17 protein-coding genes and 1 pseudogene are annotated in these 22717 nt (G+C 65.2%); 7 read left to right on the top strand and 11 right to left on the bottom strand.

Going from position 1 to position 22717, the window contains the following annotated elements; genetic code table 11:
- The first annotated feature begins 231 nt into the window (after window positions 1-231).
- The 5 genes from pruA to ACFWAY_RS48030 all read left to right on the top strand — a co-directional run bounded on the left by pruA (window position 232) and on the right by ACFWAY_RS48030 (window position 7012).
- Complete coding sequence (pruA, locus tag ACFWAY_RS48010; protein WP_378515684.1) at window positions 232-1860, top strand: L-glutamate gamma-semialdehyde dehydrogenase; 1629 nt, start codon at window positions 232-234, stop codon at window positions 1858-1860.
- A gap of 25 nt (window positions 1861-1885) precedes the next feature.
- A complete protein-coding gene (locus ACFWAY_RS48015; protein ID WP_378515685.1) occupies window positions 1886-3037 on the top strand; it encodes an NAD(P)/FAD-dependent oxidoreductase in 1152 nt (383 codons plus the stop codon).
- Between the two features lie 526 nt (window positions 3038-3563).
- On the top strand, window positions 3564-5411 hold the full coding sequence (locus tag ACFWAY_RS48020) for an APC family permease (protein ID WP_378515686.1): 1848 nt from the start codon (window positions 3564-3566) through the stop codon (window positions 5409-5411).
- Between the two features lie 103 nt (window positions 5412-5514).
- Window positions 5515-6696: a thiolase family protein gene (locus ACFWAY_RS48025; protein WP_378515688.1), complete on the top strand. Its 1182-nt coding sequence runs from the start codon at window positions 5515-5517 to the stop codon at window positions 6694-6696.
- Window position 6697: 1 nt separating this feature from the next.
- The gene (locus ACFWAY_RS48030) at window positions 6698-7012 is read left to right on the top strand and encodes a hypothetical protein (RefSeq protein ID WP_378515689.1); all 315 of its coding nucleotides are present in this window, start codon (window positions 6698-6700) and stop codon (window positions 7010-7012) included.
- Window positions 7013-7104: 92 nt separating this feature from the next.
- On the opposite strand, the gene ACFWAY_RS48035 is transcribed toward ACFWAY_RS48030, so the two are convergent.
- From ACFWAY_RS48035 to ACFWAY_RS48070, 8 genes are all read right to left on the bottom strand, one after another.
- Window positions 7105-7998 (bottom strand): SDR family NAD(P)-dependent oxidoreductase, encoded by an 894-nt coding sequence (locus tag ACFWAY_RS48035; protein ID WP_378515690.1) that lies wholly within the window; start codon window positions 7996-7998, stop codon window positions 7105-7107.
- Window positions 7999-8036: 38 nt separating this feature from the next.
- Window positions 8037-8822 (bottom strand): alpha/beta fold hydrolase, encoded by a 786-nt coding sequence (locus ACFWAY_RS48040; protein WP_378515691.1) that lies wholly within the window; start codon window positions 8820-8822, stop codon window positions 8037-8039.
- A complete protein-coding gene (locus ACFWAY_RS48045) occupies window positions 8819-10534 on the bottom strand; it encodes a PHA/PHB synthase family protein (RefSeq protein ID WP_378515693.1) in 1716 nt (571 codons plus the stop codon). Before ACFWAY_RS48045 ends, ACFWAY_RS48040 begins: the two co-directional genes overlap by 4 nt.
- A 28-nt stretch (window positions 10535-10562) precedes the next feature.
- On the bottom strand, window positions 10563-11021 hold the full coding sequence (locus ACFWAY_RS48050) for a MaoC family dehydratase (protein ID WP_378515695.1): 459 nt from the start codon (window positions 11019-11021) through the stop codon (window positions 10563-10565).
- A gap of 55 nt (window positions 11022-11076) precedes the next feature.
- Window positions 11077-15906: an NAD-glutamate dehydrogenase gene (locus ACFWAY_RS48055; protein WP_378515697.1), complete on the bottom strand. Its 4830-nt coding sequence runs from the start codon at window positions 15904-15906 to the stop codon at window positions 11077-11079.
- Between the two features lie 233 nt (window positions 15907-16139).
- Window positions 16140-17453 carry an aminotransferase gene (locus ACFWAY_RS48060; RefSeq protein ID WP_378515699.1) on the bottom strand — a complete coding sequence of 438 codons (1314 nt, stop codon included), beginning with the start codon at window positions 17451-17453 and terminating at the stop codon, window positions 16140-16142.
- Window positions 17454-17529: 76 nt separating this feature from the next.
- Window positions 17530-18678, bottom strand: a complete 1149-nt coding sequence (locus ACFWAY_RS48065) for an AMP-binding protein (protein WP_378515700.1) — start codon at window positions 18676-18678, stop codon at window positions 17530-17532.
- 28 nt (window positions 18679-18706) lie between these two features.
- Window positions 18707-19438 carry an enoyl-CoA hydratase-related protein gene (locus ACFWAY_RS48070; RefSeq protein ID WP_378515702.1) on the bottom strand — a complete coding sequence of 244 codons (732 nt, stop codon included), beginning with the start codon at window positions 19436-19438 and terminating at the stop codon, window positions 18707-18709.
- 166 nt (window positions 19439-19604) lie between these two features.
- On the opposite strand from ACFWAY_RS48070, the gene ACFWAY_RS48075 reads away from it, so the two are divergent.
- Window positions 19605-20543, top strand: a complete 939-nt coding sequence (locus tag ACFWAY_RS48075) for a LysR family transcriptional regulator (protein WP_378515704.1) — start codon at window positions 19605-19607, stop codon at window positions 20541-20543.
- A 100-nt stretch (window positions 20544-20643) separates the two neighbouring features.
- Window positions 20644-21003 carry a helix-turn-helix domain-containing protein gene (locus tag ACFWAY_RS48080; protein ID WP_378515706.1) on the top strand — a complete coding sequence of 120 codons (360 nt, stop codon included), beginning with the start codon at window positions 20644-20646 and terminating at the stop codon, window positions 21001-21003.
- A gap of 119 nt (window positions 21004-21122) precedes the next feature.
- Here the strand turns inward: ACFWAY_RS48080 and ACFWAY_RS48085 are convergent, their stop codons facing one another.
- The 3 genes and pseudogenes from ACFWAY_RS48085 to ACFWAY_RS48095 form a co-directional block, all read right to left on the bottom strand.
- Window positions 21123-21446, bottom strand: coding sequence for a hypothetical protein (locus ACFWAY_RS48085; protein WP_378515707.1), 324 nt, complete (start codon window positions 21444-21446; stop codon window positions 21123-21125).
- Window positions 21447-21812: 366 nt separating this feature from the next.
- Window positions 21813-22589 (bottom strand): enoyl-CoA hydratase, encoded by a 777-nt coding sequence (locus ACFWAY_RS48090; RefSeq protein WP_378515708.1) that lies wholly within the window; start codon window positions 22587-22589, stop codon window positions 21813-21815.
- A pseudogene (locus ACFWAY_RS48095) lies at window positions 22586-22717 on the bottom strand (enoyl-CoA hydratase/isomerase family protein); the annotation flags it as partial. The pseudogene ACFWAY_RS48095 and the gene ACFWAY_RS48090, both read right to left, overlap by 4 nt.

The following is a 22717-nucleotide window of genomic DNA, read 5'->3' on the forward strand; positions in this document are numbered from 1 at the left end:
GCCGCTGAAACTCCGTCAAATGCGGGCGCATCACGGCATACCGCCGCGCCACCGAGTCCGCCACATCCGTCATAGCTCAACGGTAACGCCCGAAATCAGCTAAAGCGACATTATTTTGTCACAGGTCCTTAGTGGCCGCCGTAACAAACCGTTAAGTGCTGTGCATTGACTCACTCGCACCACTGTGGGACCGTTGGTCAGACCATCGACCACCCGCTCTGGAGACGATTGATGAACATTTCCGCCGGCCGTACCGGCCTCTTTCCCATCGGCCCCACCGATCCCTACGACTTCGCTGCCGACTCGACCGAGCGCGCAGAGATCGCCGCCGCGCTCGACGAGATCCGCAACACCGACTTCCAGGTCACGAGCAACATCGCCGGCAAGGAGGTCCGCACCGGCCGCACCATGGCCATCCAGGCGCCGCACAACCACTCGCAGAGGCTCGGTGAGCTCGACCTGGCCGGCCCGTCCGAGACCCAGGCCGCGATCGACGCCTCGCTCGAGGCGGCCCGGTGGTGGGGCACCCTGCCCTGGGAGGAGCGGGTCGCCCCCTTCCTCAAGGCAGCCGACATGCTCGAGCACGGCCCGTGGCGGGCCAAGCTCAACGCCGCGACGATGCTCGAACTGTCCAAGACCACCTACCAGGCTGACATCGACGCCGCTTGTGAGACAGTCGATTTCATTCGCGTGAATGTCAAGAACATGCTCGACATGTACGAGACGCAGCCCGGCTCGCAGGCCGGTGCGTGGAACCGAATCGAGTACCGGCCGCTGGAGGGCTTCGTCTTCGCGGTCACCCCGTTCAACTTCACGTGCATGAACAACCTTGCGTTCGGGCCCGCAGTGTTGGGCAACACCGTGGTGTGGAAGCCGGCCGAGAGCGCCTCGCTCGTCGCCCACCTGTCTCTGCAGTTGCTGCGTGAAGCCGGTCTGCCGGACGGTGTCATCAATGTCGTCTACGGCACCGGCAGCGACGTGGGCCCCACCGCCCTCGGCAACGAACACCTCGCCGCCGTCCACTTCACCGGTTCCACCGGGACTTTCCAGCACATGTGGCAGGAGGTCGGCAAGAACGTCGGAACGTACCGCAACTACCCGCGCGTGGTGGGTGAGACCGGTGGTAAGGACTTCATCCTGGCCCACCCGAGCGCCGATCTCGAGGCCCTCGCTGTCGCTTGCATCCGCGGCGCCTACGAGTTCCAGGGCCAGAAGTGTTCGGCTGCCTCCCGCGTCTACGTGCCGCGCAGCCTCTGGCCGCGCCTGAAAGATCGGCTCGTTGCGCTGACCGAACAGATCAAGGTCGGCGACCCCACCGACCCCGAGGTCTACGTCGGCGCCGTCATCAACGGTCGCCAGCATGCCAAGCACACCGAGATCCTCGCGCGGGCTCGCGCCGAGAAGGCTGTGGTCGTCGGCGGTAACACCGACGACACCGTCGGCTGGTTCGTCGACCCCACCATCCTGGAGGTCACTGACCCGCGCTCGCCGCTGATCACCGAGGAAATCTTCGCCCCGGTTCTGACGACCTATGTGTACGAGGACTCCGACTGGAACGACGTACTACGTCTGGTCGACACCTCGACGCCGTACGGCCTCACCGGCGCCGTGTTCGCCGAGGATCGCCGCGCGGTCGAAGAGGCCGATGCCGCCCTGCGGTACACGGCGGGCAACTTCTACGTCAACGACAAGCCCACCGGCTCCGTCGTCGGCCAGCAGCCGTTCGGCGGTGCGCGCGCGTCGGGCACCAACGACAAGGCCGGCACGGTGTGGAACCTGATTCGTTTCGCCAGCCCGCGGACCACGAAGGAAAACCACCTGAGGGTGACGGACTACCGCTACCCCCACCTCGAGAAGTAACGTCCGATCCACGACAGGAAACGTCATGACCAATCCAACCGTGTACGACGTCGTGGTCGTCGGAGCCGGCATCATCGGTGCCAGCTGTGCACACCACCTGGCCCAGCAGGGGCTTGAGGTTGCCGTGCTCGAGGCAAAGGCCGGTGCCGCCGAGGGCAGCACCGGGTTGTCGTTCGCCTCGGTCCGTGCGCAGTGGGCCGACGGCCTCAACACCGAGCTGTCCTGGCGCAGCATCCGCTTCTATCGCGACTTTCAGGACCGGTACGGCATCGACATCGGGTACCAGCCCAACGGGTACCTGTTCCTGGTGCCGGAAGCGATCTGGGAACGTCAGCTCCAAGCTGTCGAGCTCCAACGCGCCCACGGTGTTCCGGTCGAGGTCCTCGACGTCGACCGGGCCCAGAAGATCACCCCCTTCGACCCGGCCGGAATCGGCGGGGCCACCTGGGGAACTGCAGATGGGCAGATCGACCCGCACGGTGCGACGAACGCATTTCTCGCCCTCGCTCGCGGCAAGGGCGCCGACGTCTTCTTCAAGGCATCGGTGGACGGGATCGACAAGGTCGGCGAGCTGTGGACCGTCTCGGCGGGCGACCGCACGGTTACTGCCCGCCATGTGATCAACGCCGCGGGCGGTTGGGCGGGCGAAGTCGCTGGTCTCGCAGGGCTCGACGTGCCCGTGGTGCATTCCCGTCGCAACGTCTACGCCACCGCCGAGGGCGCCCTCGATTCGTACGTGCCCATGACGGTGGACCTGGCGACGGGTGTGTACATGCGCAGCGAAGGACAACGGCTGCTCTTCGCCGGCGCCAAGCCCACCGAGGTCGACGGATACAACACCGCGATCGACTGGCCCTGGATGGAGGAGTTGCTGGCGCTGGCCGCCGACCGCTTCCCCTGGCTGGTGGAGCTGCCACTCGATCGCCGTGCCTGCTGGGCGGGCACTTACGAGAACACCCCCGACCACGACGGCATCGTCGGCGCCGACCCGCGAGAACCACAGTGGATCAACGCATGTGGCTTCTCCGGGCACGGCCTGATCCAGGCACCGGAGATCGGTCGGCTCGTCACCGAGCAGGTCACCACCGGGACCATCACCAGCATCGACCTGTCCGAGCTGTCCCTGGCCCGATTCCAGACCGGTGCCATCGAGAATTCGGTGTCGCTGGTCTTCTGACCGGCGTAGGGGTACGGCTTCCCGCCCGTACCCTCCGGGTCACCGGCCAGGGCTCGGTCCTGCCGACGGCCGCATCGAGAATCGGACACGGCGAATGGTGCGTGCAACAATGCACCGCGTCATCGCCGCGCCCAACCCCGAAAAGCCAGGGGGAGGCGGCAAGTTCAATGGCGCACTCGCTGCCTTCCTCTGGCCTGGGAGTAATCTCCCCCGCTCCAGGCTGCCCGTCCGCGACGTGGCAAGACCCCCAGATCCCCTTCTGTCCGCGCCCTTTCGGTCCGGCAGATGTCCAGGTCGAGAACACTTCCGACTCCGGTGATAAGCGAATGCACTCACTGCCATCACCCACGATGAACGCTCTCAGGTGACTGTGTTCTCCGTCACCAATGCCCTGTAATCTTCGATCTGTCCTCCTCCGGCGCTTCGGATTTCGAATCCGAACCGGATGCAGGGCACCCCCTCCCTCCCCTCAGCGCTCATGTGCCGAAGAAACTGCCGGCGCCGCTGATCACGAAACAGGAAACTCATGGCACTTTCATCCGCACCATCGGGTGGCATCGCCGCCCCGGGAGCGTCGTCGGAGAAATTGACGCGCTCGATGTCCCTGACCAACTTGATCTTCCTCGGTGTGAGTGCGCAGATCGGCTCCGGGTGGTTGTTCGCCGTTCTGTCCGCCGCGGGGGCCGCAGGACCGGCCGCAGTCTTGTCCTGGGTACTCGCGGCTCTACTTTTCGGTGTCATCGCGATGCCCTGGATGGAACTGGGCGCCATGCTCCCCCGCTCGGGCGGACCGGTCCGGTACCCGAGCCTGTCGCACGGCATGATGACCGGCTGGCTGGTCGGCGGCGCGTACTGGATCGCCACCGTCGCGGTCACCACCCTCGAGGCGCAGGCAGTGCTGACCTATGTCAGCAGCAACTGGCCCGAGCTCGGATTGATGCACGAGGTCGACGGCCTCGAGATCCTGACCTGGCCGAGGGGAATCCTCGCCGGTGTCGCCATCCTCGCAGTCTTCACCGTCCTCAACATCTTCGGCATCAAAATGCTCAGTGAAGCGAACCGTTGGATCACGTTGTGGAAGATCGCGATCCCGACGCTGACCTTCATCCTGCTGTTCACCGCGTTCCGCAGCTCCAACTTCACCGAGACCGGATTCTTCGCCATGGGATTCGACGGCGTCCTCCACGCCATCCCCGCCACCGGTATCGCCTTCGCCTACCTCGGCTTCCGCCAGGTGCTCGACTTCGGCGGCGAATGCAAGAACCCACAGCGCAACATCCCCATCGCCATCGCCGCATCCATCCTCATCCCGATGGTCGTCTACGTGCTGCTCCAGGTTGCGTTCATCGGAGCACTCGACTGGACCGCCGCCGGCCTGGCACCGGGCCAATGGGGATCGCTGCTGTCGAGTGACTGGGCATCGGCACCACTGTTCCAGGCCCTCATCGCCGCCGGATTCGGCGGATTCGGCACACTGCTCCTGATCGACGCGATCGTCTCCCCGGCCGCAACCGGGTGGGTGTTCCTCGGTAGTGCCACCCGGTCGACCTACGCACTGTCCGAGCACGACATGGCACCGTCGCTGTTGCAGCGACTGAACCGATTCGCCGTGCCGTGGATGTCGCTGCTCGTCTCCTTCGCCGTGTCCTGCCTGTTCCTGCTCCCGCTGCCGAGCTGGTACCGCCTCGTCTCCATCGTGTCGGTGGCACTGCTGCTGAGCTACCTCGTCGGCAGCTCCAGCATGATGGTTCTCCGCCGCACCGCCCCTGACCTGCCTCGTCCCTTCCGCCTCCGAAATGCCGGATTCTGGGCGCCCGCCAGCTTCGTGGCAACCCTGATCCTGGTGTACGTCGCCGGCTTCTCGACCGTCCTCAACCTGGCCATCGTGGTCTTCGCTGGTACCCCGGCATACGTCGCATACATCGCCGTACGACAGGGCTGGATCACCCGCGCTCGCGCGTACAGCTGGTCCGCGGTATTCCTCGCGGCGTGGGGCTTCGTGAGCTGGCAGGGTGGATGGTTCATGACGGTCAGCGGCGGCCAGCGAGAGGGAGCCTGGGATACCCCCGCCTATCTGGCAGCCTGCACGGCAGTGCTCGCCGTCGGCGGGATTGTCCTCTACCTGATGAGTAACACCGTTGGCCGCGTTCATGTTTCCCGATCGACCTGGTTCGTCACGTTGTTGATGGCCGTGCTCTTCCTGTCCTTCTATGGAAGCTACGGGCCGCTCGACCACCCCGTCTTCGGGGAAGGCTGGGACCTCATCCCGGTGACGGTCGCAGGCCTCGCAGGCTACTACTGGTCGGTTGCCTCCGGCTTCCAGACCGACGAAGTGCGGGAAAATCACCTCGAAGACGACGTCGTCCCGGTGTGATTCTTCGAAGGGGGCGGCGCCGACCAGTGCCGCCCCCTTCGACGTTGATACAGGCCCCGCCGACCGCAGCTGCCGCCCGGCAGTACAACCTGAAAGGCACGTCATGAATTCTCCTGAACCGATCGTGGTAGTCGACGGCGCGAGGACCCCGATCGGCAGCTTCGGTGGTGCGTTCAAGGACGTGCCCGCCCACGAGCTGGGTGCCACCGCCGCGAAGGCGGCGCTGGGGCGTGCCGGGGTGCCGGGTGAGGACATCGACGAGGTGGTGATGGGCTGCATCGGTCAGGTCGGACCGGACGCCTACAACGCCCGCCGCGTGGCCCTGGCCGCGGGACTTCCGGAGAAGACGCCGGCGTACACCGTCAACCGGCTGTGCGGGTCCGGTCTGCAGGCGGTGTGGTCGGCGGCGCAGCAGATGCGCTGGGGTGGGGTGAACTTCGCCCTCGCCGGCGGCGACGAGAACATGTCGCGGATGCCGTTCTACGACTTCTCCGCCCGCTCCGGCTACAAGCTCGGCGACCGCAAACTCGTGGATGGCACGGTCGCGATCCTGACCGACCCGTTCGGCGGGGTGCACATGGGCCGCACCGCCGAGGCCGTCGCCCGCACATACGACGTGAGCCGCCGGCAGCAGGACGAGTTCGCCGTCGAATCCCAGCGCCGCGCCGCCTCCGAGGCCGCGCGGGCGGCGTTCGCCGAGGAGATCACCCCGGTGCAGATCGGGGGCCGCCGCCCGAAGACGATCGACGTCGACGAGCACCCCAAGCCCGACACCACCCTCGAGACCCTCGCGAAGCTGCGGCCGGCGTTCGAGGAGGGCGGGTCGGTGACCGCGGGCAACGCGTCCGGGATCAACGACGGCGCCGCGGCCCTGGTCCTGGCCACCCAGTCCGCCGCGCAGGAGAAGGGCCTGACCGGGCTGGTCACGCTCGAGGCGGTCGCGACGGCGGCGATGGACCCGGCCCTGATGGGGTACGCCCCCGTGCTGGCGTTGGCGAACCTGTTCGAGCAGACCGGCACCACCCCCGGCGACATCGACGTGATCGAGCTGAACGAGGCGTTCGCGTCGCAGGCGGTTGCGGTGATCCGGGACGCGAAGCTGAACCCGGACAAGACCAACCCGTACGGCGGTGCGATCGCGCTGGGGCATCCGGTCGGGGCGACCGGGACGATCCTGAGCCTGCGCCTGGCGAAGGACCTGGTGCGCCGCGACCTCGAACTCGGCATCGTCACCATGTGCATCGGCGGCGGCCAGGCCCTCGCCGCACTCTTCCGAAGGATCTGACATGAGAAATGATCAACGACCGGCAACGACTCGACGGCCGATCACCCATCTCGGCCGTCGTCGAGGTATTGCCACCGTCTGCCGCGAGGAGCGCGCCCTCGTCGAGTTCGCGTTGACGTGGCTACCTTTCGGCACCATCGTGAACGAACACCTCTGGGTCGAGTTCGGGATGACCCCCAGTCGGTATGTGGATCGTCTCGCCGAGGCGCTCGAGGGGCCGGTCCGGCGCACGCTCCATCCGGAAACCCTCCAGGAGCTCGAGCGGTTCGTCTCGCATCAGATGATCGAGCGCCGCCGGAGGAACCATCAGGACTGACAGGCAGATTCGAACTCGACGAGGTTCGCCGGCGGGAGTCGAGCTCGGAAGCACGTGCGGGCAGCGACGTGGTCGCTGCCCGCACACGTTCGTCAGCTGAGCGCGCGGGCAATGATCGCTGTGGCCATGTCCAAGGACGTGGGCTCGTGATATGCACTCTGATCTTCGATTTCGGAGAGCTGGTCACGGACCGCTTCCGCCGTCAGCTCCTCCAGGATTGCCCCCGAGGTTTCGCCGACGAAGATCTTTGCAACCCGGCCGCCGGCGACCGAGTACACGGCACCGGAGACGGGGCAGTCCTCGTGGGCGAGGAAGGAAACCACTGGGCTGACGCCTTCCGGCGTCGCGCGTGCTGTCAGATCGCCCAGCAGCCCCGCGGTCATACGGGTGGCGGCAATCGGCGCGATTGCGTTCGCGGTGATCCCGTAGGCCGCCCCTTCGAGCGCGAGAACGCGGGTGAGACCTGCGATCCCGGCCTTCGCGGCGCCGTAGTTCGCCTGCCCGAAATTTCCGAACAGGCCGGAGGCCGAGCTGGTGTTGACGATTCGGCCGTAGCCCGCCTCCCGCATGGCGCGGAAGGCGGGTTGAGTGACGAACAGCGTTCCCTTCAGATGAACGTCGATGACGGCATCGATCATCGAACCGTCCATCTTGTGAAAGGCCTTGTCCCGAAGAATACCTGCATTGTTGACCAGAACGTCCAGCCGGCCGAACTCATCGAGCGCCGTCTGGACGATCGCGCGACCGCTCTCTTCCGTGGCGACGCTGTCACGGTTGGCGACGGCCGTACCGCCGAACGCGGTAATCTCGTCGACGACGGCCTGCGCCGCGTCCGTCGACTGTCCGTCACCATGTAGCGAGCCACCCAGGTCATTGACCACCACCCGCGCACCCCGGCGCGCGAGTTCGAGGGCGTGCGATCGGCCCAGACCGTTGCCGGCTCCGGTCACGATGGCTACGCGTTCGTCGAAATGTAGCAAGGACAACTGAACTCCTTCGGTAGTTTCCGTGCAATCTGTGGGGCTCACAAACACGGGCTGAGGCCGGCGTCGTCATCTACCGCCATGTCCTCGGGGACGGGCCCATCGAGAAATCGCAACATCCGCATGGCGACTGGGTTAGCGACATCCGGGCGTTGCAGGTCGTGTCCCGCCGGAACGACGGATAACACCGCGTTCGGTATCCGCGCGGCAAGCAGCTGACTGTTCGTCGGTGGCACGATCCGGTCGTACTCACCGGACACCACCAGCGTCGGCGCCGAGATCGATCCGAGAAGGGGGATACTCGACCAGTTCGCTACTGCTGCGACCTGCCAGAGCGCACCAACCGTACGTGCCAGCCCCCAACGACGAGAACGGTGTGGACCGATAGCGCTGGTCCACAGCGCTTTTCCGGACCCTGGTGTTGCCCCGCTACCGCAGGAGGTGGACAGCAAGGCCAGTCTGCGGACTCGCTCGGGTGAGCTGAAGGCGAACTGCTGGGCGATTGCGCCGCCGTGCGAGAAGCCGACGACATCGGCCCGTGCGACGTCCACTGCGTCGAGTACGTCGGCGACGACGTCCGACAGTGCCTGCATCGACAACGGCAGCTTCGGAGTTTTCGACGCGCCGACGCCGGGGAAGTCGAAGGATACGACCATCCGCTCGCCCAGCACGGGGGTGAAGTCCGACCAGCTCGCCATCGGTCGCGCAAGACCGTTGAGCAGAACCACCGGGTTTCCGGATCCGCTCACGTGCACCGCAACCTGCTGTCCGTGGCGAGTCGGCACCTCGAATGTGGTCGAGGTCGGCTCCGTGTTCGCCACTGTCACGCCTCCTCCTGCACGTAGACGCCGGGTGCGTCGTCGAGCGGCGGATATGTGGGGCTGCCCAGGCTCGGAGGTGCCGGACGCTTCGCGCCGGCTCGGTCGGCGAGCCACGTCGCCCAGTCCAGCCACCACGTGCCGTCCCGCAGCTCGGCGGCGGCCTTCCAGTCGTGGGGATCGGCGCTGAGGACCTCATTCACCCAGTGCTTGGCCTTCGGGCTCGGCGGGTTGACGATTCCGGCGATGTGCCCGGACGTGCTCAGAACGAACCGGCTGTCCCCGCCGAGCAAGTGGGTGGTCTTGTAGCTCGACGTCCACGGCACGACATGGTCGTCGACCGCCGCCACGATGTAGCTGTCGATGTCCACCCGCGAGGGATCGAGGAGCTCCCCGTTGATCTCGAACTCGCCCCGCGAGAACTCGTTACGCAGGTAGCACGAGCGTAGATACTCCCCGTGCATGCGTGCGGGCATGCGGGTGGAATCGGCATTCCAGGCGAGCAGGTCGAACGCGGGAGGCTTGTTGCCGAGCAACCAGTTGTTGATCACGAACTGGAAGATCAGGTCATTGGCGCGCAGGGTGCTGAAGGTGCGTGCCATCTGCGACGAATCGAGATACCCCTTCCGGGCCATCTGCTTCTCCAACGCCGCAATCGTGTCCTCATCGGTGAACGCGCCGAGCACTCCCGGCTCGGTGAAGTCGGTGTGAGTATTGATGAAGGTCGCGGATCCGATGGACGGATCGTCCTGGGCTGCGTTGTACGCCAGACCCAACGCCGTCAGGGTGCCACCCAGGCAGATGGATACAGTGTTGACCGTCTCCGCGCCGGTGATCTCGCGGACGACTCGGATCGCGTCGAGCGGGCCGTCGAAGAGGTAGTCGCGGAACCCGAGGCCACTCATCGATGCATCCGGGTTGCGGTAGCTGATGGCGAAACAGGTGTGGCCGTGCTGAACCGCCCATTCGATCAGGCTCTTTCCCGGTGCCAGGTCCATGATGTAGAACTTGTTGATCCACGGCGGGCAGAACAGCAGTGGGGTCGCGTACACATCGGGGGTTTGCGGCGAGTACTGGATGAGCTCGATCAGATCGCTGCGGTAGACAACGGATCCGGGTGTGGCGCCGAGATCGACGCCCACCGCGAACTGTGACCGATCGACCTGCGACGGCCACCCTCCGTTGTGCCGGAGATCGTGCAGAAAGTTCCGAAGACCACGCACGAGACTGAGCCCACCGGTGTCGAAAGCCTTGCGGATCGCTGCCGGGTTACCGGGGAGGGTGTTGGTGGGGCTGAGGGCATCCAGAATGAACCGGGCGGCAAACCGCGCTTTGACCGCGGTGTCCTCATTCAATTCGGCGCCGTCGATGAGCTCGTTGACCAGGTGTTCGAGAAGCAGGTACTGCTGTGCCAGGTAAAAGTAGGCGGCGTTCTCCCGATACGCATTGTCGGAGAACCGCTTGTCACCGGGCTTGGGCACTATCGGTCCCGGATTGTCTCGGCCGATCGCCCGGCCGGCGGCAGTACGCAGCGCACTGCCGGAGCCGAGTAGGAGCCGACAATGCGCGGCAGCGGTTCCACTGGGGTGCTTCAGCGCGCCGACGCCTGCTGCTCCGAGTGAGCGCAGGAACGCTGCAGGGTCGACATCGGAGGTGGTGATTCTCAGCGCCCCGAGATCACGCGGCGGTGTCCACGATGGGATGGCTTTCAGGATCGACAACTGACGTATTCCCCCTCTGGTGAAGTTCTTACTCGTATGCGCGGTAGATCAGCTCGACGACAGCTGCGGGTTTGGTGGCGCGCTCGCATTCGAGCTTGCCGAGGATGACGAGCTCATAGCAGTCGTCGCCGATCCGAGTCACCTCGGTGACGGTCGCGGCCAGGCGGATGCGCGCACCGGCCGGGACCGCCGACGGGAACCGCACCCGGTTGAGCCCGTAATTGACGACCATCCTCACGTTGGTGAGGTCGAGGAGTTCGGCGAGCAGTGGAACAACAAGGGACAGAGTCAGATACCCGTGTGCGATGGTGGTTCCGAACGGGCCCACCTTCGCACGTGAAGCGTCGGTGTGAATCCACTGTTCGTCACCGGTCAGCGCGGCGAACCCTGCGATGTCGGATTGGGACACTTCGCGCCATGGGCTGACGCCGAGGTCTGCACCCGCGAGGTCGGGTAGATCGTGAACGGACACTGTTGTAGCGGGCATTGAGGATTCACTCCGATTCGGGTGTGACGAATGTGTGTCGGGTTCATCGATGCCGTCAGGCGAGGTTCTCCGCGAACGAACGCAGGGCGTTGGTCGCAACGAGCAGAACCGCCAACTCGGGTTCGCGCGCCGGATCGAGGGCAGAGTCCAGCACGTTGTCGAGCCATTCGGAGGGAAGGTCCCCGACCTGACCGGGCTGCGGCTGCCGCGGGTCAGAGTCAGTGATCAGGCGCCGCGTCGCGTCGCTGACCGCGAAGTAGAGATCATCGCGCAGCGCGGCCCGGGACATCGCGTCCCAGTTGTCGACTCGACGCAGGGCCGCCACCCGGCGCAGAAGCCGATCGAGGCGGAACCTCTCGGCGACCTGGAAGTAGGTGCGCGCCGCTCCTTCCGGATCTGTGCCGGTGCGCAGTGCAGTTTCGCTGATCGGGAACAGCGAGAACTCCTGGAACAGGCTCGCCGATCTGCGGGCCAGGGGTCCGGGGACGTTCCGGTCGTCGAGGTACCGCTGATGCTTGGCATCGACTGCGGCCCGGTCGGCGCCGACGAGGAAATCCGCCAGGGAGCAGCGCAGCGACTCGACGAGGGGAGTGAGGCGGGCAGTTTCACCGGTCACATCGATGGTCTGCCGCCGGCTCGCCAGGAGCCAGCGCACCGAGCGCTCGACAAGTCGTCGATGGCTCAGCTGCATCCGGACGCGGGTGTCCGCCGTGACCGACGGGTCCAGCTCGGCAATGCTGGACAGATAGTCGCGCTGACCGATAGCGCGGCGGACGACCTCCCACGCCCGGATGATCGCGCTTACCGACGCCCCGGTTTCCTCCTGCATCCGGAAGACGAAGGTGATGCCGTTGTCGTCGACAAGGCGATTGGTGATCGCGGTGGCGGTGATCTCCTTCGCCAACGGGTGCGCCCCCAGACGATCACCGCACACGGCGACAACATCGGCGGGGAAGTACTCGGTGCGGAAATGCTCGGCCCACGACTCCGAGGTGATCCCGGACGCCAGGACCGCAGATTTCATCTCCAACTTCACGTAGGCCAGCAGGGTGCCGAGTTCGGGAGAGGTCAACACCCCGCCCTGGGTGATGCGCTGTTCGAGCTCGGCGTCACTCGGAAGCGACTCCACCTCCCGGGACAGCAAACCCTTCCGTTCGAGTCCCGTCAGCATCCGGCGATGCACCGGCGCCATCTCCGCGGCCTCGGCACGGGCCACCGAAAGCATGGTGTTCTGTGCGCGGTTGTGGTCGAGAACGCGGTCGGCGATGTCGTCGGTCAGCGATTGCAGCAGAACGTTGCGTTTGTCCTGGCCCAGGAGGCCGGCGGCGACGGCATCGTCGAGCGCGATCTTGATGTTGACCTCGTGGTCGGAGGTATCGACCCCGGCGACGTTGTCGATCGCATCGGTGTTCAACCGGACACCGTGCAGCGCCGCCTCGCGCCGTCCGAGCGGGGTGAGTCCGAGGTTGCCGCCTTCACCGACCACGCGGGCACGTACCTCACACCCGGTGATGCGGACGGCGTCGTTCGCGCTGTCGCCGACCTCGGAGTCGGTTTCCGAACTCGCGCGTACGTAGGTGCCGATCCCACCGTTGAACAGCAGATCGACCGGTGCCGCCAGGATCGCCCGCACCAGCTCATTCGGTGTGTAGTGTGCCCGTGCTTCGTCCAGTCCCAGTGCGACTCGGGCCTGCGGGGCGAGGGTGACACGCTTCGCCGAGCGGGGGAAGACGCCGCCTCCGGAGCTGATGAGGTCGGGAGAGTAGTCGGCCCAGGAGGAGCCGGGCAGATCGTAGAGCCGCTGCCGTTCCTCGAACGCCGTGCCCGACTCGGGCTGGGGATCGAGGAAGATGTGCCGGTGGTCGAAGGCGGCGACCAAGCGCACCGAGCGGGACCGCAGCAGTCCGTTCCCGAAGACATCCCCGCTCATGTCCCCGATCCCGACCGCGGTGACCGGGTCGGTGTCGGAGTCGATGCCGACCTCGAAAAGGTGCTGGCGCACCGATTCCCAGGCACCGCGCGCGGTGATACCCATCTGCTTGTGGTCGTATCCGTTGGACCCACCCGAGGCGAAGGCGTCCCCGAGCCAGTACCCGCGGCCGGTGGCGATTGCGTTGGCGACGTCGGAGAACTGCGCGGTGCCCTTGTCGGCGGCGAGGACCAGGTAGGTGTCGTCACCGTCGTGTCGCACCGTATGCGGTGCCGGGTCGAGGCGGTAGGTGCCGGACTCGTCCTTGGTGAAGTTGTCGATCAGATCGAGCAGTCCCTCGACGAACGTGCTGTATGCGGTCCGCGCGATCTCGAGCTTCTGGGCTCGGTCGGCGCCGGTGTGCAGCAGCCGCGGAAGGAAAGCGCCCTTGGCTCCGGTGGGGACGATGACAGCGTTCTTCACCATCTGCGCACGCACCAGACCGAGCACCTCGGTGCGGAAATCCTCGACCCGGTCGGTCCACCGGATGCCGCCGCGCGCAATGTGCCCGAATCGCAGGTGGGTGCCCATGACATTGCGGGCGAACACCCACGTCTCCAGTTGCGGTACCGGAGTGGGAAGGCCACGAATCGTGCGGGGATCGAGCTTGAAGCTCGAGATCGTGTCGACTGGTCCGTCGGTGTGCGCGAACAGTCGCCGGAACGCGTTCGTTCGCAAGGTGGCGAGCACGGTGTCGAGCAAGGTTCGGAGGATCAGGTCGGGTTCGATTCCCTGAACCTCGTCGATTGCGCCTTCGATCTCCGCGACCAGTTCGTTGTGGTTGCGTTCGCCGTCAGCAAGCGCCGGATCGAACCGCGCGCGAAACAGCGTCCACAGGGCAGCGGCGATCTTCGGGTGGCCGGCGATCACGGAATTGACGAACTCCGAGGAGAAGGTCCAGCCGCTCTGCCGCAGATATGCGGCATAGGCGCGCAGGACCAGGACCTGGCGCCACTCCATGGCCGCGGTGGTGACGAGCGCCTGCAGTGCGTCCGCATCGGTGTGCCCGCTGTAGCTCGCCTCGAACGCCTCGGCGGTCCGCGCCGCTGTGGGCGCGTCCAGGCGGTGCTGGCGATAGCGCGAGCGGAGGATGAACTCGTATACGTAGGCGAGTTGCCCGTCGGTACTGGTCAGCGTGTGTGGATGTTCTGCTGCGAGTTCGTATCCCAGGTGCCCGAAGATCGGCAGTGCCGAAGCGAGGACCATCGGCTCGGTGGTGACCGCGATGGCCGAGATCAGGTCCGAGGTTGCGTTCTCGGGTGGGGTGATCGTCAGCTGCAGCCGTCGGTACGGATCCTGCGTCAGTTCGGAGAGCGCCGACAAGTGGGCGACTGCTTCGGCGGGCGAGAACCGCTCCTGATAGCTCAGAGGCACTGACACGAGGATGAAGTCGTTGTGAACCGACGTCGACGCATCGGAGAGGAGATCGTCGAGTTTCTCGGTCCACGACCGGGCCGCTTCGACCACCACGCGCGACAACTCCGCGACATCGATGCGCTCGTCCCCGGTGTTCGGCCAGGCGGTGACGTGAACACGCACCAGCGCGGTTTCCCCGATTCGTGTGTTGTGATCTACTGCGGCGCCGCCCAGGAACTGCGAGACCGCCGCCACCACTGCCCGTCGAAGAGCAGGTGAGAACCGGTCCTGGGGGACATACAGCAGAATCGAGATGGCCCGGCCGTAGGTGTCCTGGCGAATGAACGCTCGCACACGAGGATGCCGTTGCAGATGCAGCACCGCGAGAACTGTCGGAGCAAGCTCCTCGGCGGTGCTCTGCAGAATCTCCCGCCGCGGGTAGTCCTGGAGAATGTCGAGCAGCTCGAGACCTTCTCGCGAGCGCGGATCGCGCTCGAGCATCGCCAGAGTACTTCCGGCAGTTCGGTTGACGACCGGGATCGTCCGCATATCCGACGTGTCGAGGGTGTTCTCGAACAGACCGAGGAAGCGGTGCTCGCCGACCGTGACCCCGTCGGAATCGACGATCTTGATTCCCACGTAGTCCAACGGGGCGTCGCGCCGCACCGTGCTGCGGGTGCCGGCCGCCGACACCATCAACACATTCGGGCCGAACGCGCGAGTCGTGGTCAGCGGATCGAGGGTGTGGTGGCGGTGTTCGTGGTGATGGGGTCGAAGGATTCCCAGTCCGGTCTCCGGAAGTGGTTCGAGGGTAGCCGTTCCCGACTCCGTTGCCTTCACCAGGCGGTAGGAGCAGTAACCGAGGAACGTGAAGTTCTCGGCGCACATCCAGTGCAGAAGCTCGCTTGCCTCGTAGGCGCTCTCGAGTTGATTCTCGGTCGCATCGGACTTCAAGGACAGTGCTGCCTGGCGGGCGACACCTTCCATGTCGGTCTGATCGGTCACCGCGACCGTGACGTCGGCGAGGGTGCTGCGAATCGCACTCTCGATCATCGCAGTAAACTCGGGTGAATTGGTTTCGCTTCCTCCGGACGGCTGGAACGTGATCTCCATCCAGGACTCGACCAGGGGATCGTCGCCGTCTTGATCGTCCTGGCGGGGCCGGGTTATACCGTCCGGGGCGAGCACGCCGTCGGTGTCGCGGCGCACGGCCAGAGTGACGTGCCGAAGAGCGGAAACGCTGCCGTGTCGTCGAATGACCATCGCGACAGAGTCGACCAGGAAGGGAAGGTCGGTGTTGACCACCAGAAGACGCGCGTGGTTGGTTCCGGCCTCGCACTGCACCAGTGCCGCTCCATCGGCCCGGATCCGAGCGAAGTTCAGGTACTCATAGGCGCGGCCGGCGAGGGCGGTGTCGGTCCATTCGGCGAGCTCGCCACGAGGCTCGTGACGGAAGAGCGCATCGACGTAATCTTGGTGGCCACCCGGTGCGGATGCCAAGGCACCGAGTTCAGCGCAGACCCTGAGCTGACGGTCGTGTTCGAGTCCTTCGAGATTCACCTGACATCTCCTGTGGCACTTGATGGTGAGGCTGCCTGACACTGATTCGTCCTGGCGCGTATGCACCATGATCCGGTCTACGCCCCGTCAACGGAACGATGTTCTCGATTGCCGAGCGTTAACTTTGCTTAATACTTCCGGCCGTTCCCCCGTGTTGCCGCGGTAGCTGGATCTCCCTATCCGGGAGAGTTTTTTCGCGTAGCGGCGTTCACACCGGTGACGATCGGTGTCGGCTACACCGACACCGACGAGCGGTGGACACCGGCGGCGCGATCGCGGTGGACGACTTCGGCTGCCGCCATCCGGATGCAAGTGCACAGGCCGTCGATCGCCAACTGCAACTCGTCCTCGGACGGCAAACTCGGTGCCAATCGGATATGGCTGTCCCGAGGATCATTGCCGGACGGGAATGCAGAACCGGCCGGTGTCAGCGCGATACCGGCATCCTTCGCCAGCGCCACCACCCGCTTGGCCGTGCCAGGCAGCACTTCGAGGTTGACGAAGTAGCCTCCGCACGGCTCCGTCCACGACGCGATGTCCGAATCGCCGACCTCGCGGCGAAGGATGGCGGTGACGAGTTCGAACTTCGGGGCGAGAATCTGTTGGTGCTTGCGCATGTGCGTACGAACACCGTTCACATCGCCGAAGAACCGGACATGCCGAAGTTGGTTGACCTTGTCCTGTCCGACCCGCTTCTGCGAGAGGTGGCCCAGATACCACGCGACGTTCTCGCCGGACCCGGCGAAGAAACTCACACCGCCGCCGGCGATCGTCATCTTCGACGTCGACGCGAAGACGAACGGCCGCTCCGGATTGCCCGCCTGTGCGGCGATGGCCAGTACATCGAGAACCTCTGGGGCATCGCCGACCAGGGCGTGCACCGCATAGGCGTTGTCCCAGAAGATGCGGAAGTCCGGTGCGGCGGTCTGCATGCTCAGCAGGTCGCTGGTGACCTGCTCGGAATAGGTCACCCCACTGGGATTGGAAAACATTGGGACACACCACATACCCTTGATCTGCGGGTCCCGGGCAACCAACTCCCGGATCGCGTCGACATCAGGACCGTCGGAGAGCAATGGGACCGCAATCAGCTCGATACCGAACGACTCGGTGATAGCGAAATGCCGATCGTAACCGGGTACGGGGCACAGAAACTTCACCGGAGCAGAAGACCACGGAGAGCCGACGTCACATGCCCCGTGGATCCACGCAAACGAGAGTACGTCGTACATCGTCTCCAGACTCGACGTGCCACCGGCAATCAACCTCTCCGGGGTGATATTGAGGACCTCGCCGAACAGTGCGCGCAGCGACGGGAGTCCGGGCAGTTCACCGTAGTTGCGGCAGTCGATTCCATCGATCACATAGTCGTTGTCGCCGGGGAGGGAAAGCATCGCGGCCGAAAGGTCGAGCTGTTCCGGTGCGGGCTTGCCCCGAGTGATGTCGAGGGCCAGTCCTCGCGCCTTCAACATGTCGTACTCGGCGCGGTTCCGGATGAGCTCGGCGTCGAGCTCGTGATCGGTGAGACTGTGCAGGGACGTGGACATCTCGGTTCCTTCGGATGTTGGGGGCTACTCGATGTAGCACTGACTCGTGGCGGGTGGGGCGAAACGGAGCGGCTTTTCACCCATGTGAATGGTCGACGGTGACCAGACCACCGTCCTCGTCGAGCCGCCCGTGATCCCCGGTGTGGAACCAGCCGTTCTGGTCGAGTGTCGAAGTCACGCCGGGAAAGGTGAAGTAACCGGTGAACAACGTGCCACGGGCGAATTCGCGGATCACGATCTCACCCGAGTCCGTCAACTTCCATTCGATATCCTCTCGCCCAGACCCGCCGTGGCGGTGGGCGTCGGTGGGGATGTCGTCGTCGATGGACCACGAGCGCAGGTGACTCGCTCCGGCGGCCTCGGTCGAACCGTATCCGGACACGGCCCGGACAACCCCGAACCGCCGCATGAACGCACGGTCGGCCGGGAACATTGATCGCACGCGGTGGCCGGCCGAGTCCTTCGCGGTGGCGGTGCGCGCGAGATTGTTCACCAGCGATGCATCCAGGGTCAGTGCGGTGATGCCGTGGTCGATGGCCCCGGACCAGAACGTGTCGACCGCACTGGTGCGCGCGAGCAAGGCGTCCGCGCCCGCGGTCAGTGCGCCGACGAGCCCGTACCCGAGTGAATTGATCTGCGAGAGGGGCAGGGAAGTGAGTAGCCGATCGCGGTCGGTGAGTGTCATCGCGTCCGCGACCGCCCGTCCCAGCCGGAGAAAGTACTCGTGCGACTGGGCGCCGAACTTCGGGATACCCGGCGTGGACCAGGATGCATGCATCAGCGATACCGTCGAGTACCGGTCCGAGTTGACGCCGGGAGCGTTGCCTGGATCGAGCCGAGGCGAGTCGCGGAAGGCGCCGACGGCCATTGAGCTGCGAGCACCGGCAAACTGTGTGATATCAGCGGTCTCACTGATCACCAAGCTCGGGTCGAGCACGTCGAGCATGCAGTCAAGTAGGTCGACAGGATAGGTGTAATCAACCAGCGCGACAGGCACGCCTGCCAACAAGCAACTCAGCCAGGCCAGAACGTAGTCCGTCGAGTTTTCCGCCACGATTGCGACGCGGTCGTCTGCGGACAGGTTCAGGGCCTGCAACTCGGCGGCCCCACCGGCGGCAAGTTCGAGGGCGACTCGCAACGAGATCTGATCGTCGAGCACACCGACCATCAGGTCGGGGCGGATGGACGCGCGCTCGAGGAGAAGGCGTGGGAGATTGCCGATCATCACAGTCCTTCCTGTGTTTTTGGGCCCGTCAGCGGGGGCGCGACAGCGACCACATCTGCCGGGCGCGTTCGACCTCGATTGCCGCCTGCCATGCGCGCGGTGGTGTGGTCGTCAACCGCAGACTGTTCGCCAAGGCCCGAGCGAGTTCAGGATCGCGGGCGACCGGTTCGGCGAGGCGCTGGGCCGCCTCTTCGAGATCGGCCACCGGAACCGCGTCCCACACCAGTCCGGTGTCAGCGGCACTCGCCCCGGTCAAGCGGTGCCCGAACACGCCTAGCGCGGCGGCGGCCTGGCGACCGGCTGCCCGCTCGAGAAGGTGGAAATGCCCACCGCCAGGATGAATTCCGTTCTCCGCGAAGCCCGGCACCAGCAGCGCGTCCTCGGCCGCAAGACGCACATCCGCCGACAACGCCAAATTGAGTCCGGCTCCCACCGCGGCACCATTGATCGCGGCAATCGACGGAACAGTCACCTCACCGAATCGGCGGAACGCACGGTAGAGGGAGTCGAGCGCCTCGTACGCCTCGTGCGGCTGTGCACTTGCAAGATTCCCGAGTGCGGCTCGGTCGGCTCCCGAGCAGAAGGCGCTTCCGGCTCCGGTGATCACCACAGCACCCACCGATGGGTCAACGTCGACGGCATCGCAAGCGTCGACCAGGGCTTGCGCGCTGTTCCGATCGAGGGAGTTGCGGGTGTCCACGCCATCGAGGGTGATCCAGGCGACGTTGCTACGGACGTCGAATCGAACGGAGGTCGTCACTGGAGGACACCTGACGTCCAGGCGCGGGAGTCGGCGGCGCGAGTTGCGCGAGGTGAACTGGCCATCAGGGCGTACTCCTTCTGCGGGTTTCGGTGCCGTCCATCGTCTCGCCGAAATTGAATAAGCAGAATGGCGATCTAGCTGCTGCAGCGCTAAGGTTTGCTTAATGAACCTCACCTCGTCGCAGTTGGCCCTCCTGCTGGCCGTCAAGCAGGGGGGCAGCCTCGCACGCGCAGCAGAAACACTCGGAATCACTTCCCCCGCAGTGTCACAGCAGCTCGCCAAGCTTGAACGCGACCTCGGCGCACTGCTGGTCGAACGGGGCGCGCGAGGTGCCAAGCTGACCCCTCTCGGAAGCCTGCTGGCCGAGCACAGCGAACGCGTCTCTGCCGAACTGTCCCGAGCGGAGGAAACCGTCGCGGACTACCTCGGCGCTCACGCCAACAGGCTCCGTCTCGGCGCGTTTCCCTCGGCGGCGGTTGCGTTGCTTCCGGACGGACTGACGGCGCTGCGATACCGACACCCCGAAGCACAGTTGTCGGTCGTCGACGTGCCCACCGACGGAGGCATCGAACTGATCACCAACGGTGAGCTGGATATGGCAATCACCGCCTCGTACAGCGGCACCCCGAGTGCGGTCGAAGGAGTTCGATTCGAGCACCTTCTCACCGATCCGCTTCGGGTCGTCCTCCCCGACGATCACCCTCAGGCGCAAGGTCCGGCCTCACAGGCGGTGGACTTGAAGGCCTTCGAGAAGGATGCCTGGGCGTGCAGTATCACCGGCAGACCCGCACGTACACAATTGAACTCGGCAGCCGCAGACTTCGGATTCGTGCCATGGGTGCCGTTCCAGACCGAGTCCTACGATGTCGCACAGGCGCTCGCCGCCTCCGGTGTTGCCGTCGCATTCGTTCCCGAGCTCGCCCTGGTTCCCGGCCGGGGAACTCGCGCCCGCCGGTTGAAGCCGGCGCTTGCGCGGGACGTCTTCGTGGCCCTGCCGGCCAGCGCCGACCACGTCGCTCTGGCGGGCGAGCTCCTGACCATCCTGAAGAAGACCGGAAAGGCGCTGCATCGACGGCAACAATCGGCCGCCACACTGGGCTGACACCCTCCATATCCCTCCGCCGATGTGACGAAGTCGCAGGCTGAAGCACCTAGGACGTGCTGGTCGAAGGGTAGCGTTCCGCCATGTCTATCCTGGCAGGGTGGCCGACGACAAGAAGCCGTCACCGACGTTAGGTGAGTTGATCAGGCAGCAGCGGGAACTTGCCGAGCTTCCGATGCGGCAGTTCGCCGCGATGGTGGGGATCTCGAACCCCTACCTTTCGCAGATCGAACGCAATCTCCGGGAGCCGAGCGAGAGAGTTCTCGACGCCATCGCGGAGCACCTGCAGACCTCGGCTGATGTTTTGCTCGGGCAGGTCCGAGCGCGTCCGGAGGAGTCTTCGGACGTCGTTCGGGCGATAGGGCAGGACGGCGACCTCACCAATTCCCAGCGCAAGGCCCTCGTGGAGATGTACGAGACGTTCCGCAAGGTGACGAGGGCCGAGCGTAAGCGCGGATAAGCGCAGACCTCTGCGTCGCCCTGCAGGCGGGAGACGGAAATAGAGTTCTCGCGGAGGACTCTCGCTCGAGAGGCGGCGGCCAGGGCCCACAGTGACCGCTCTGCCGTGGGCCCTGGCGGCTACTTCAGCAATTCTCGCGACGCTGCGGTTGTCGCCGCGCTGATCTCGCGGGCCAGCTTCGCTTGCGCATCCGCAATCGTCGAAACCCACTCGACGTTGGTGACCGCCGCGATTGCAGAGTGGTATTCGAGGCTACTGTCGAGAGCTTTTTCGTAGGCATCAAGCGACCGGTTCCCGGCCTTCTTGGTCGTGCCGACGACCTTCAACCCGATGCTTACGAACGCGTTCTGATCCTTGCCCTTTCCGGCATCTGTTGCGCGGGAGGAATTTCCATTGGCGACCTTCGTGTCAGTCGATTTTGTGCTGGACGTCGGAGTGGTCATGAAGAGCTCCTTCTCTTGTCGGACGTTAGCAAGTTAGCAGACTCACTGCTAATTATCCGCACGGCCTGCGCCCTGGGGTCGGCGTAGGTGGGATACGCAGACTTGCGATCGGCTCTGGACCCAGTCCCGCCCGCTAGGGTCCCCCAGAGCTCCGTTCCCGTCGGGGACAACTACGAGTGCATCGCTTCACTGAGTTATCGGTGGAGCACCGGCCACTGCCGGGTCCAGCGGATCATACGTACTCATTCTGACCTGTGTGCACTCCAGATGTGCGGAGCTGCTCATTTCGAACTGAAACAGAAAGTGAGTGAACTACATTGGCCCGCAACGTAGATACGGTGCGGGCCAATGTCGTCCGAGGGGCGACTAGTGGTGCGTGAAGGCAGGTGCCCGCTTCTCCACAAACGCGGCCATGCCTTCCTTCTGGTCCTCGGTGGCGAAGGTGGAGTGGAACACTCGCCGTTCGAAGCGGATCCCTTCGGTGAGGGTGGTTTCGAATGCCCGGTTGACTGCTTCTTTCGCCATCATTGCGACGGGCAGCGACATCTCGGCGACCGTCGTGGCCGTCTGCAGTGCTTCGTCGAACAGGTCGGCGGCAGGGACGATCCGGGACACGAGTCCGGCGCGTTCGGCTTCCTCGGCGTCCATGCTGCGGCCGGTCAGGCACAGCTCCATCGCCTTTGCCTTACCGACGGCGCGGGTCAGTCGCTGCGAGCCGCCGATGCCGGGGATGACGCCGAGCTTGATCTCGGGCTGACCGAACTTGGCGGTGTCCGCGGCGAGGAGGATGTCGCACATCATTGCCAACTCGCATCCGCCGCCGAGGGCGTATCCCGCTACTGCGGCGATGATGGGTTTGCGTGCGGCGGCGATGCGGTCGCCGATGGAGAAGAAGTCGTCCAGGTAGACGTCCATGTACGACTTGGTTTGCATTTCCTTGATATCGGCGCCGGCGGCGAACGCGCGGTCGGAGCCGGTGATGAGGATGGCCCCGATGTCGCTGTCGGAGTCGAGTTCTTCGACGGCGGTCACGAGTTCGCGTAGAAGCTGGGTGTTCAACGCGTTGAGGGCTTTCGGGCGGTTGAGGGTGATGATCCCGACCCGGCCCTTGCGGTCGAGGAGGATGGTGTCGTAGTCGGTCACAGGTTGTCTCCGGTTGTCGTGGGTGGGGTGAGCCCGAGTTCGAGGTCGCCGAGCGGTGTGAAGAACGCGTCGACCCGCGCCGGGTCGACCTCCTCGATCGTGGCGGGCGACCACCGCGGGTTGCGGTC

It is taken from the genome of Rhodococcus sp. NPDC059968 (assembly GCF_042738615.1).
Classification (GTDB): Bacteria; Actinomycetota; Actinomycetes; order Mycobacteriales; family Mycobacteriaceae; genus Rhodococcus_F.